9 protein-coding genes are annotated in these 12574 nt (G+C 50.6%); 4 read left to right on the forward strand and 5 right to left on the reverse strand.

Going from position 1 to position 12574, the window contains the following annotated elements; translation table 11 throughout:
- Positions 1-188 precede the first annotated feature (188 nt).
- Positions 189-959 (forward strand): hypothetical protein, encoded by a 771-nt coding sequence (locus tag E7745_RS12590; RefSeq protein ID WP_136408976.1) that lies wholly within the window; start codon positions 189-191, stop codon positions 957-959.
- 214 nt (positions 960-1173) lie between these two features.
- Here E7745_RS12590 and E7745_RS12595 read toward each other — a convergent pair whose 3' ends face one another.
- From E7745_RS12595 to E7745_RS12615, 5 genes are all read right to left on the reverse strand, one after another.
- Entirely contained in the window at positions 1174-2964 is a 1791-nt protein-coding gene (locus E7745_RS12595) for a TonB-dependent receptor plug domain-containing protein (protein WP_136408977.1), read from the reverse strand.
- Positions 2965-3089: 125 nt separating this feature from the next.
- Positions 3090-4670, reverse strand: coding sequence for an NAD(P)/FAD-dependent oxidoreductase (locus E7745_RS12600; RefSeq protein ID WP_136408978.1), 1581 nt, complete (start codon positions 4668-4670; stop codon positions 3090-3092).
- Positions 4654-6039 carry an MATE family efflux transporter gene (locus E7745_RS12605; RefSeq protein WP_136408979.1) on the reverse strand — a complete coding sequence of 462 codons (1386 nt, stop codon included), beginning with the start codon at positions 6037-6039 and terminating at the stop codon, positions 4654-4656. Before E7745_RS12605 ends, E7745_RS12600 begins: the two co-directional genes overlap by 17 nt.
- Before the next feature lie 151 nt (positions 6040-6190).
- Positions 6191-7426 carry an MFS transporter gene (locus E7745_RS12610; RefSeq protein ID WP_136408980.1) on the reverse strand — a complete coding sequence of 412 codons (1236 nt, stop codon included), beginning with the start codon at positions 7424-7426 and terminating at the stop codon, positions 6191-6193.
- A gap of 91 nt (positions 7427-7517) precedes the next feature.
- Positions 7518-8105 (reverse strand): hypothetical protein, encoded by a 588-nt coding sequence (locus E7745_RS12615; RefSeq protein ID WP_136408981.1) that lies wholly within the window; start codon positions 8103-8105, stop codon positions 7518-7520.
- 264 nt (positions 8106-8369) lie between these two features.
- Between E7745_RS12615 and E7745_RS12620 the strand changes: the two genes are divergently transcribed.
- The 3 genes from E7745_RS12620 (at position 8370) to E7745_RS12630 (ending at position 12552) form a co-directional block, all read left to right on the forward strand.
- Positions 8370-9383 carry a malate dehydrogenase gene (locus E7745_RS12620; protein WP_123399252.1) on the forward strand — a complete coding sequence of 338 codons (1014 nt, stop codon included), beginning with the start codon at positions 8370-8372 and terminating at the stop codon, positions 9381-9383.
- Between the two features lie 313 nt (positions 9384-9696).
- The gene (gene der / locus E7745_RS12625; RefSeq protein ID WP_136408982.1) at positions 9697-11016 is read left to right on the forward strand and encodes a ribosome biogenesis GTPase Der; all 1320 of its coding nucleotides are present in this window, start codon (positions 9697-9699) and stop codon (positions 11014-11016) included.
- Between the two features lie 102 nt (positions 11017-11118).
- A complete protein-coding gene (locus E7745_RS12630) occupies positions 11119-12552 on the forward strand; it encodes a rhamnulokinase family protein (RefSeq protein WP_136408983.1) in 1434 nt (477 codons plus the stop codon).
- The last annotated feature ends 22 nt before the right edge of the window (positions 12553-12574 follow it).

Below are 12574 nucleotides of genomic sequence, written 5' to 3' on the forward strand. Positions count from 1 at the left end.
CCGACCAGATAGTAAAGGCGGCAACCACATACTATCACAAAGACGCGATACCCCGCGCAGTCGAGGGCTGTATAAGCCTTTTGACCGCAGGGCATCGCGTCTTTGTATGTGGTTGCCACTGCAAAATTACGCAAAAGGGGCGAGATAACCAACCGTTTCACAAACTATCAAACCCCATTTTATGCTGAATGAATGACAGCAACAGTCTCCCGACGGAGATTTACAAGGAGACCTCCTCGCTCGGACGGCTTCTGATAACGCCTGTTGACAAGGCCACCGCAAAGGAAATGATTGTCAAGAACCACTACTCCCACAAATGGAACGACGGAGGTTTCGGTGTCTACAACTTCGGAATCTTCCGCGCCGACGAACCCGACCGCTGCCTCGGCGTGGCCGTCTACGGCTACATGAAGAATCCAAAGGCGCGCCTGTTCACGCACCCCAATCCCAAAGCGTGGATGTGCGAACTCAACCGTATGTGGATAGATGATGAACTCGGCCACAATGCCGAGAGCATTCTGATAGCCGCCTCGATCAAGCTGCTGCGCCGCCTTGACCCTAACCTCGTGGCCGTGCAGAGTTTCGCCGACGGTCGCCTCGGCTGCGGCACTATCTACAAAGCCGCCAACTTCCAGTATTACGGCTTTCACCTCACCAAGTTTCTGCGTAACAGGCGCAGCGGTGAGATGGTACACGAACAGATATTCACCAACTCAACATCGCCGTCGGGCTTTCTACGCGCCAATGTCGGGATGCTGATAGGCGATTTTGAAGTGTTCCACGTCAAGACCTACCGATACATTTACGCGCTCGACAAGCGTTTTCGGTGCGTAAAGCCGCAGCAACCTTATCCGGCATACGACAAAGGGATGGAAGCGACCGAATGGAAGCGCGACCGCTCGAAAATGATAGAAAGATGCGTCGGAATACTTACGAAAATGGCCGCAGATTCGGTGTGAACGCGGCCAAGATAACAATACAAAGGTAGTAAAAATCCCTCAAACCGCAAAAAGTTTGAGGGATTATTTTGCTGTAAAAATAACTATTTTTCAACCGATTAAACAGCGTTTGAGCGATGATTGAACGGCGGTCAAACAGACGCGCCCGAAATGGCCGGAAAACACCAAAAAATGTACTTTTCGTTTTTCAAAATTGCACTTTTCGTTTTGCCGATTATACTACCGGCATCTTTGTATGCCATCCGGCTCCGGCTGCGAGTTCGAATCCGAGCGGATAGTTTCTGACATAGGCCGGCGGCAGACTCCAGACAAGGTTGAAGCGAGGGTCAAAATAAGGCTTACCGCTCAGTTCATATCTGCTGTCGAGATGCAGAAGCTGAGTCTCTCGCAGACCGGCCGTCAGTGAAAGGGTGTGCTTCCCTGCATAGAATCTGGTCTCGCTTTCGAGGTATGCCGAGAGCTGGTGCATGGCCGGTACATCACGGAAGGCGCGCGGACGAGTGTTGTTGCCTGCTATCAGCGGGCGCGAAATATCATAAACGGCCCCACGGCCATAGTTTTTGCTCATGTTCCACTCAACTCCGAATTTCAGAGCCGATGACAGTGAACTCCCGCCGAAACGCAAGCGGCCGCTGCTTTTGAGCGAGGCGGTAAACGGACGGCCCTCCACACGGTAGTCGGCAAGATAGAGCATGGGGAGATAGCCGATGTAATTGTCACCTTCAACCAGCGAGACAGGCATCGGCATAACTCGTGACGAAGCTACGTGTTTCTGCTGCTCAAGCTGCTCATGTCCGTAGCTAAGTCCGGAAACCAGATTTAATTCCTGAAGCACGGAGGCAACAGACGGTACATAGCGCAAAGTGTTATCCCAGCGCATGGTGTGCTTGCTGTTCTGATAAAAGTCAATTGTATTGTTGACGGCAAGATCCGGATCGTTGTCATCTTTCTCAAACATGCCGCTGTAGCTGAAATTGGAATTCCAGGCAATGCGGGCCACCGGGCCGGTCCAACGCTTTGTGCTTCGCAACGAACCGGTCACGCGCTTGAAATTCTCGCGATTGTTGCGCGGGTCAATCTTCGAATCGAGATAGTCGACTCCGGCATTTATGATCCATGTGTTGTCGCCACTGAGATCAAAGCCTTTGCCAACATAGAAAAGCTGGCTCTGAGTGTCGGCTTTAAAACGGGCTTCGAGACGTCTGGCTCCGCTTTTGCTCTTGATGCTTACAAGTCCGGAGGTCAGCTCGCCGTATTCCACTGACGGAATACCACGCACAATCTCCACACTCTCTATATCATCTGTCGAAAGCGAGCGCATGTCAACTCCTTTACCTGTCGATATCCTTGAAGTTCGGTTGGCATCCGGTGTGATCTGCATGTCGGCATCAGTGTTAAGTCTCACACCGTCGACCACGAAAGCCGTGCCGAGGGCCGCTGTGGCATAATCGTCATTCTGAGTCATGCCCGAAGCCGAGCGCAGATCAATCCTGTTGACCGACCCCATTTCAGGATCTTTGGTCACTCCGCCAGGAAGCAGGCTCATGAGATCCGTGAAACTCGACGGCTGAAGATGCCTCATAGCCGTAGTGTCAATAAGTGATGCGGATGTGGCATTATAGCCCTCGCGGGCGGTGACAACAACTTCATTCAGGGAGGTGGACGGTTCAAGCCTGAAATTCAGCGTCAGACTTTCACGGTCTTTAAGCGAAAGATTGCGACGTTGCGCTTTATAGCCTACAAGATTCAGCTCTATCACAGCCTGGCCGGGCTGGACCGTAAGCGTTATCGAGCCTTCCGCATCAGTATGGCCACCGGAAACTCCGGCCACCGCAGGCTGGCGGAATGTCACCGCCGCAAATTCCAACGGTTCGAGTGTAGCCGCATCCTTTACGTTCACAACCAGCCAGACTGCAGCCGATACATGACAGGCCGCACCGACCATTGTCGATACAGCCATCACAAATATGAATAGGGCTGACTGATATTTTGATTTGAAGATCATTTGTTGACCGGCTTGTTTTACACTCTTTTTTCAGTGTGCAAAATTACGCCGGTCTTCACAGCCGGGAAATACCTATTTTTTGGTAATTTCAGATCTCATTACAAGCTTCAGATACCCAATAACCATTATGAGACATTCAGATCAGCGGCCACGGCGGCAGCAGAACGGTCTCCGTCAATTGCAGCCGACACAATTCCGCCAGCATAACCGGCGCCCTCGCCACAGGGATACAGACCTTTCAGGGTGATATGGCGCAACGACTCATTGTCACGCGGTATGCGCAAGGGCGACGAGGTGCGCGTCTCTGCCCCTATCAGAACTGCGTCATTTGTAAGGAAGCCGCGGTTCTTACGGTCAAAATCCTTGAATCCGAGCTGCAGACGGCGGGCAATTCCCTTTGGCAAAAGCTTGTCAATGCGCGCCGGATGCGCTCCGGGAGCATATGAAACCTGTGGCAATGAAGAAGACGGCCGGCCGTTGACAAAATCAGCCATCCGCTGTGCGGGAGCGTTCTGAGTCTGTCCGGCCTCCTGCCAAAAGGCCTTCTCAATGCTCTCCTGGAAACGCAGCATCTTCAGAATGCCTTCCGGATCATCATCTGTCCCTACTGTCGGAATATCTTCAGGCAATACTTCAACCACCATAGCAGCATTGGCCCACCGCGATGAACGCGCTGATCCCGACATACCGTTGACGGCAAGCTGCTCAGGACCACTGGCAGACGGGATAACAACGCCACCAGGACACATGCAGAAAGAGTAGACTCCACGGTCATCGACCCTTGTCAGCATTGTATATTCGGCTGCCGGCAAATAGCGCCCGCGGCCGTCTTTGGAATGATAGCGCAGACAGTCTATCAGATGCTGCGGGTGTTCGAGACGTACCCCGACGGCGAGTCCCTTCGGTTCCATCGTCACTCCGGCTGACAGCAGGAAGCGATATACATCACGGGCCGAATGGCCTGTTGCAAGAATCACAGGACCGAAATATTTTTCACCGCCGGCTGTGACCACTCCTCTTACCTCATCACGCTCTATTATCAATTCTGTCACACGGGTTGAAAATCGGACTTCACCTCCGCAGCGGCAGATGGTCTCGCGCATGGCCTTTATGACTCCTGGGAGTTTGTCGGTACCGATATGCGGGTGGGCATCCACCAGAATGTTTTCCGAAGCGCCATGCTGGGCAAAAATATTCAGAATCTTGTCTACCGAGCCGCGTTTTTTTGATCGGGTGTAAAGTTTCCCGTCAGAAAATGCCCCGGCACCGCCTTCACCAAAGCAATAGTTTGAATCAGGATCAACTACTCCCTTGCGAGCTATATCGGCCATATCGGGTCTGCGCGAGTCCACATCCTTGCCGCGCTCGAACACAATCGGGCGCACACCTTCCTCTATCAGCCGCAAGGCTGCAAACAGTCCTGCCGGACCGGCACCAACCACTATGGCCTGCGGAGCGTCTGAAGCCACCGAGCGGTAATCCACCGCACGGACAAGCGACAGAGACGAAGGCTCTTCGTCGATATAGGCTCTGACCGAAAGGTTGACCATCACCTGACGCTGACGTGCATCAATTGAGCGTCTGGTCACGAGCACATGACTGACTGATTCTTTACTGACACCTGCCAGACGCGCCACCTCTTGGCTGAGCAGATGAGGTTCAGCAGCTACACGCGGCGTTACACGTAGATCAAGAGTTTCTTGCATTGAGTTCCATTTTTTTCATTGTGTGTCCCATCCACCACCAGAGGGTGACTACGGCGACAACAAAAGCTATAATATCAGATCCTGCCATCGAAGCCCAGACTCCCGGCACTCCCCACAGACGCGGGAAAATTATCAGGAACGGAATCAGGAACAGAAGCTGGCGTGTCAGAGAGAGGAATATCGACATCTGCGGCTTGCCCACACTCTGGAAAAAGTTCTGAATGACGATCTGGCATCCGACCACCGGATAGCAGATGAAGTAGATTCTGAAGCCGTCACGGGCTATGCCGACAAGAGTCTCATCTGTGGTAAACAAGGCGGAGACCACATCCGGGAAGCCTTCACTGACAATCCAGCCTACAACCGTGATTGCAACTCCGATCCATATGCCGAGCCGAAGCACTCGCTTGACTCTGTCAAAATTGTTGGCACCTATATTATATCCGAGAATAGGTTGCATGCCCTGGGTGACTCCGAACACGATCATCACAAAAAACATTGTGGTGCGGTTGAGAATTCCATAAGCACCTACAGCAAGATTGCCGTCGGCACCTCCATAATCAAGAAGCGCCCTGTTGATAAAGATCACTACCACACATGCGCAGACGTTCATCAGAAACGGCGAAAGGCCGATGGCATAGATACGTTTTATTATAGACCACGTAAGCCACTTGTTATGCCGCTTGAAGTGAATCGAACTTTTGCGCGAAAGGAAATGTGACAGCACCCAAACGAATGCCGAAAACTGGCCTACCACAGTAGCACACGCCGCTCCTCTGATGCCCCAGTCCAATACAAATATGAAAATCGGCGCGCATATAAGATTGACAATCACCGATATCAGGGCGGAAATCATGGCCTTGCGCGGATAACCGGTGGCGCGCATGAGGTTGTTGAGGCCAATGAACACAAAGCCCAATGGAGTTCCCAGCAGAATTACCTGCATGAATTCACGCGCATAGTCAATGGTCTCTTCCGTCGCTCCGAAAAACAGCAGGATTGGATCAAGGAAGATCAGTGTGAGCCCACCGAACACGATCGAATGGATCAGACAGAGCGAAAAGACATTGTTGACCACATCTGTAGCCCGACTGTAGTTCTTCTGCCCGAGGAAAATAGAACTGATAGTGGCACCGCCGGCGGCGATGAGCATACAGAATGCCGCGACGAGGTTCATCAGCGGAAATGTGATGGCCAGACCGGCAATGGCCATAGGACCGACACCACGACCGATAAAAATACTGTCTATGATATTGTATAACGAAGTAGCGACGCTCGCAATAATGGCCGGAATCGAATACTGGGCCAATAATTTCCCGACAGAACTTTTGCCGAGATCCTCTGTTGATGTGCTTGCAGTCACTGCCATATCCTATATAACCTTATATAAATGTATTATTGAAACGCGGGTGCAAAATTACTCAATTTTGCACCACTCTCTTATATGATAAAAATATTTTAACTAAAAACTTCTGATCAGCAGACCTAAAGGCCATGTTTTCTGAATTTTCTCATACCGTTCAGGCATGCAGACGACGTCTGGTAAAAAATGATCGGGTAAAGAAAAGCAAGAGCAAAGTGCCTGCGATCTGAGAGACGGAAGTAACCCAGAAGGCAGCCGAATAGCCGGCATATTCCACAAAGAAGCCACCGAGGAGTATGCCGAGCCCCATGCCACAGTCCCAGGAGGTCAGGATTGAAGAGTTGGCCGTTCCTCTCTGGTCATGACGGGCTACACAGATAAACATATTCAGAAAAGCCGGGAACATGCGGCCGTTGCCAAGTCCGATCAGCACGGCCGACAGATAGTAGGCCCACACTCCCGGAGCGAGAGCGAACAGAGTGAAACCCACAGAGCTTATGGCGGCTCCCTGAAGGGCATTTTCAGTCAGATGTCCCTCTCGGAGAGACTTGACTCCATAGAGGCGCGAAACAAAAAGTCCGCCTGAAAGAAGTGCGAAGAACAAGCCTGTGCCATCGGTGATGCCAAGTTCTTCCTTTCCATAGATAGCCACATAATTGCTCATGATGCCCCAACAGAGACCGAAAAGCAGAATGTTTATTGCCATCAGCCATGCACGGCTCAGAAAAAAGTGATCCATGCTCAGTTTCGGTTTTCCTTCAACCGGCGGACGGTGAGGCAGCCTGATGGTGCTTACAAAATAGAATCCCACAAAAGCAACCACCAAAGAGATCCAGAAGAGCAACCGAAAATTCCCGCTGAGAGAGTAGATATAGATTCCTGCCGAGGGAGCAATAGCCATTGCAAGGTTGTTGCTCAGGCCATAGAACCCCACTCCTTCGTTACGCCGTGAGGATGGGAGCACATCAATGGCAACTGTACTGTTGGCAACTGTGGTCGCACCGAAGGGCAAACCGTGAAGAGTACGCACCACGGCAAACATCAGAATGGTTCCGGCTCCGATATACCCCGTAAAACATATGAAAAACGCAAAGAAACAGAGCATCAACACCTTCTTGCGGTTGAAACTGTCGACAATAAAGCCGCTGAAAGGCCTTACGAGGAGTGCAGCGACAACATAACCGGACAATACAAGGCCTATGAGATCCTTGTCGGCCTTGAATTCCGCATCGAGATAGATGGGCAGCAGCGGTGTCAGCAGATAAAATGAAAAAAACATCATGAAATTGCCAACCATCGCCTTGCAGTAATTACTGTTCCAGAGTTTTTCCTTTGCTGCAGCAGTGGTGCCCTGGACTGCTTTTGTCTGTGAATTTAGATTCGTATCTTCCATAAATCACCTTAATCGCCCTCAATCTCTGGGGGTCCTATTGAAAAACAGTGCAAAGATACGCAGAATTTGGTCAGGTCCAGTAACCGGCTCTTCAAAATTTGTAGGCTCCGCCGATAAATCCTGAGTGTGTTATGAACTTGCCATGATCTGACGGAGACCTGTAATCGTGTCGACAACCGGAGTATAGGCTGTAGTCGGATATACCATATCCTATGAAGACAATGAAGCGATCAACCTGGAGATTTATGCCGGTCTTCAGATCCCAGGAAACCCATTCAGCCCGATGGCTTCCTGAAGCTCCCGGTGAAAGTATTATACCCGGTTCGGCAAAAAGATAAAATCCGCCACCCTGATTTTTCCAATTGATAAGCTTCGGACTACGGACCACCAGCGAGGATGTGGATTTAAAACGGGCGGCATAATCGAGGCGCGAATCATATTCATCATCACCCCAGTATTCCACAGGCACAATCTCTCCGGCTGATCCCAGCTGAGTCTTTATGCCAAGATATTGAAGCGGGAAGTAAGCTATGCCAAGGTCAAACTGATATCCGTCGGTATTAAGGCCGGCTGTGAAATTAGCTTCCCAGTGCATATTGCCGTCATCACATTTCAACGCCTGCGAAGATGCGCCGACCACACAAGCAGCAAAAACCAGCAACACATATAATCTTTTCATAATTGCAATCTTTAAAATAAAAATTAGAATTTCAGACTGAGTAGTTTTCATTTATCTCTATCATCAAACGCAGATTTCAAAATTTCAAATTCTTTGGTTGTCATCGTCAGTGGCTAATGTGTTCTTTTTCCAAAACAGAGTGCAAAAATACTGATTATTTCCCAAATAGTCTTCTTTTAAGGTATAAACAGCAACATTTACCGGACCGACAATGTTATTATTATTGATAATACATAAACCTCAAACCAATAAAACTCATAAATCATGGATTTTCTGACTACTGAGAAACTGACCATTGTCGGAGCTGCCGGCATGATCGGATCAAACATGGCCCAGACCGCAATAATGATGCGTCTGACTCCTAACATCTGTCTCTACGATCCTTTCGCACCGGCTCTTGAAGGCGTTGCCGAGGAACTCTATCACTGCGGATTCGAAGGATTGAATCTGACATATACCTCTGACATCAAGGAAGCTCTCACCGGAGCAGCCTATATAGTATCGTCAGGCGGTGCAGCCCGCAAAGCCGGCATGACCCGTGAAGATCTTCTCAAAGGAAATGCACAGATCGCAGAGCAGTTCGGTAAAGATGTCAGACAATATTGTCCGGATGTAAAACATATCGTTGTCATCTTCAATCCTGCCGACATCACCGGTCTTGTAACTCTTCTCTATTCCGGCGTTGAGCCTTCACGCGTGACCACTCTTGCCGCTCTTGACAGCACCCGTCTGCGCAGCGAACTGTCGAAATATCTCAAGATTCCAGCTGATGAAATTGTCAACAGCCGTACCTACGGCGGTCACGGAGAACAGATGGCAGTATTTGCCTCGACCACAACCGTTGACGGCAAACCGCTTGTAGACATCATCGGAACACCGAGTCTGCCTCTCGAAGAATGGATCAACATCAAGCAGCGCGTTATCCAGGGCGGTAAAAACATCATCGACCTTCGTGGCCGTTCTTCATTTCAGAGCCCGGCCTATCTGTCGATCGAGATGATAGCCGCAGCAATGGGCGGACAGCCTTTCCGCTGGCCGGCCGGAGCCTATGTCAACAATGACCGCTTCAAACACATCATGATGGCTATGGAAACCACCATCAGCAAAAACGGCGTGGAATGCAAGCCCGTCAACGGAACTCCCGAAGAAGAAAAAGAGCTTGAAAAGAGCTATGAGCATCTTTGCAAGCTGCGCGACGAAGTAATCGAAATGGGCGTCATGCCTCCTATTGCCGACTGGCACCGTCTGAATCCTTATATGGATCAGAAGACCTGCTGATAGTTACTTCTGACATGACGACAAAAAAAATTACTAGTCATCACGACGAATAACTTTTTTACCTTAAATCTAATACCATGAAAAACTTATTCGCAAATATAAGTCATGAAACGAGCCTTGTCAAGCAAATTAACATAAATTCTGCTTGATTTTACAATATTTAACTTAATAATTTCCTATTCTGCAATTAAGCCTATTCTAACACGGGCGAAAGTTGTGGGATAGGAAATTATCCATTAAATTTGCACTGACGTTCGGCTTGTTTTTAACAATCCGGAACTAAACAACCGGAACCATCTATATAATCATCCAAATGGGACAAATGATCGCCATAGTGGGACGCCCTAATGTGGGCAAATCCACACTTTTCAACAGACTTACCCAGTCACGCACCGCTATCACCAACGACGAGGCCGGAACTACCCGCGACCGCCAGTACGGCAAAGTTGACTGGAACGGGAAAGAATTCTCGATTGTCGACACCGGCGGCTGGGTGGTCAACAGCGAAGACATTTTCGAAAACGAAATCAATAAGCAGGTCCACCTCGCCATCGAGCAGGCCGACGAAATTCTGTTTGTGGTCGACGCCATGAACGGCGTGACCGATCTTGATGACCAGGTAGCCGAAATTCTCCGCCGCTCAACCAAGCCCGTAATTCTCGTGGCCAACAAGGTTGACGCAGGTGACTCGCTCTACAATATCGCCGAATTCTACAGTCTCGGTCTCGGTGACCCTATGGGTGTCTCAGCTGTCAGCGGTTACGGCACCGGCGATCTTCTTGACGAAGTGGTCCTCAAAATGCCTGAAAAAGATGACGATGAGGAATCCAAACTCGACGACATACCGAAGATTGCCATCGTAGGCCGTCCGAATGCCGGAAAATCGTCAATCATCAATGCGTTTATTGACGAAGACCGCCACATCGTGACCGACATCGCCGGCACCACACGCGACTCGATCTATACGCGCTACAATAAATTCGGCTTCGATTTCTACCTCGTCGACACAGCCGGTATCCGTAAAAAGACCAAGGTTACAGAAGATATCGAATATTATTCGGTTATCCGTTCGATCCGCGCCATCGAGGCTTCGGATGTCTGCATACTGATGATCGACGCCACACGCGGCATCGAGTCGCAGGACGTCTCCATCTTCTCGCTCATCCAGCGCAACAAGAAGGGCCTTGTGGTTGTGGTCAACAAATGGGACCTCGTAGAAGACAAATCGAAGGAAGCGATCAAGCATTACGAAGACGCCATCCGCGAGCGCTTCGCACCCTTTGTCGATTTCCCGATCATATTCGCATCGGCTCTCACCAAGCAGCGCATCTACAAAGTGCTTGAGACAGCCCTTCACGTATGCGAAAACCGCAAGCGCATTGTCCCCACATCGCAGCTCAACACCGTGATGCTCGAAGCCATTTCGGCATATCCGCCTCCCGCCAATAAAGGAAAGTTCATCAAGATCAAATATGTGACCATGCTGAAAGGCTCTCCCATACCCACATTTATCTTCTTCTGCAACCTGCCGCAGTGGGTCAAGGAACCCTACCGCCGCTATCTGGAGAACAAGATCAGAGAGACATGGGACTTCCACGGCACACCGATCAACGTTTTCATGCGTGAGAAATAATCTCCACGCATGAAAACACACTCCCTCTCTCCCCTCACCTTCTCCCTCACGCCACGACAAATCACACACTACCTTAGAATTTAACAAACAACGTCGATTATCATGAAAACTGAATCTACCACCTATTATATAGCGGTGGATCTCGGTGCGACCAGCGGTCGCCTTATCCTTGCATCGTTTGACGGAGAAAAAATCTCAACTGAAGAACTTCACCGGTTCAAACACCCGATGCTCCCCATCGCAGGCCACCTGTTCTGGAATCTGCCCGGACTTTACCACGAAATTCTTACCGGCCTGAAAGCCGCAGCTGAAAAACTCAATGCCATTGGAGCTAAAGCACAGTCTATAGGCATAGACACCTGGGGTTGCGATGTGGCCTATTTCCACGCTGACGGCACACTTGCCGGACTCCCCTACTGCTACCGCGACCCACACACCACCGGAGCTGTCGACAAGTTCTGCGAAGACATGTCAAAAGAGACAGTATATGGCAAGACCGGAATCCAGTTCATGGATTTCAACACTCTGTTTCAGCTCTACACCATAGGCAAAGAACAGGGCAACGCACTCCACAACTCAGACAAGATTCTGTTTATCCCCGATGCACTGGCCTACATGCTGACAGGCGAGGCCGTGACAGAATATACCGTAGCATCGACCTCTCAGATACTCAACCCGACAACCGGCCGACTCGACGACGAACTTCTTGCCCGCATAGGACTGAGCGAGGACCGCTTCGGCAAACTCGTGAACCCAGGTCATCGTATAGGCTCACTTACACCCGCCGTTCAGCAGCTGACCGGACTGGGCGAGGTCCCCGTCATTGCAGTAGCCGGACACGACACAGCCTCGGCCGTGATCGGCGTACCTGCCAAAGATGCGAATTTCGCATATCTGAGCTGCGGCACATGGTCGCTTCTCGGCATCGAGACACCTAAGCCCATCATCAACGAAAAAGGCTTTGCCTACAATTTCACCAATGAAGGCGGCCTTGACGGCACCATCCGATATCTGAAAAACATCTGCGGAATGTGGATATTCGAACGCGCCCGCACCGAGCTGAAAGACGCGCCGGCCAGTGTTGCCGATCTGTGTGCGCTCTACACCGAATCTGACATCGACAGCACAATCAACCCAGACGATCCGTCATTTGCAAATCCGGCCTCGATGACCCAGGCCATCTGCGACTACTGCGAGCGCACCGGACAGAAAGTGCCGGTCACAGTGGCTGACTACGTCCGTCTGATATTCCGCAGTCTGGCTCTCCGCTACAAAGAAGTGCTCGGCTGGCTGCGTGAGCTCTCCCCAAAAGAAATCAATACCCTGCACGTGATAGGCGGCGGATCACTCAACGCCCATCTGATGCAGCTCACCGCCAATGAACTCCAAATGCCCGTGGTGGCCGGTCCGACCGAATCCACAGCCCTCGGCAATGTACTCGTGCAGCTTCGCGCTGATGGCCGCGTCAGCGACCTCTCCGAAATGCGCAAGGTGGCAATCAACTCAACCGAGACAAAAACTTATCTCCCTCAATAAACAGACACATCAAATTTTACCT

Source organism: Duncaniella sp. C9 (assembly GCF_004803935.1).
GTDB lineage: Bacteria > Bacteroidota > Bacteroidia > Bacteroidales > Muribaculaceae > Duncaniella > Duncaniella muris.

Bases quoted from the DNA above. Each gene is read 5' to 3' on its own strand.
- E7745_RS12590 (WP_136408976.1), top strand. From the start codon at position 189: ATGAATGACAGCAACAGTCTCCCGACGGAGATTTACAAGGAGACCTCC.
- E7745_RS12595 (WP_136408977.1), bottom strand. From the start codon at position 2,964: ATGATCTTCAAATCAAAATATCAGTCAGCCCTATTCATATTTGTGATG.
- E7745_RS12600 (WP_136408978.1), bottom strand. From the start codon at position 4,670: ATGCAAGAAACTCTTGATCTACGTGTAACGCCGCGTGTAGCTGCTGAA.
- E7745_RS12605 (WP_136408979.1), bottom strand. From the start codon at position 6,039: ATGGCAGTGACTGCAAGCACATCAACAGAGGATCTCGGCAAAAGTTCT.
- E7745_RS12610 (WP_136408980.1), bottom strand. From the start codon at position 7,426: ATGGAAGATACGAATCTAAATTCACAGACAAAAGCAGTCCAGGGCACC.
- E7745_RS12615 (WP_136408981.1), bottom strand. From the start codon at position 8,105: ATGAAAAGATTATATGTGTTGCTGGTTTTTGCTGCTTGTGTGGTCGGC.
- E7745_RS12620 (WP_123399252.1), top strand. From the start codon at position 8,370: ATGGATTTTCTGACTACTGAGAAACTGACCATTGTCGGAGCTGCCGGC.
- der (WP_136408982.1), top strand. From the start codon at position 9,697: ATGGGACAAATGATCGCCATAGTGGGACGCCCTAATGTGGGCAAATCC.
- E7745_RS12630 (WP_136408983.1), top strand. From the start codon at position 11,119: ATGAAAACTGAATCTACCACCTATTATATAGCGGTGGATCTCGGTGCG.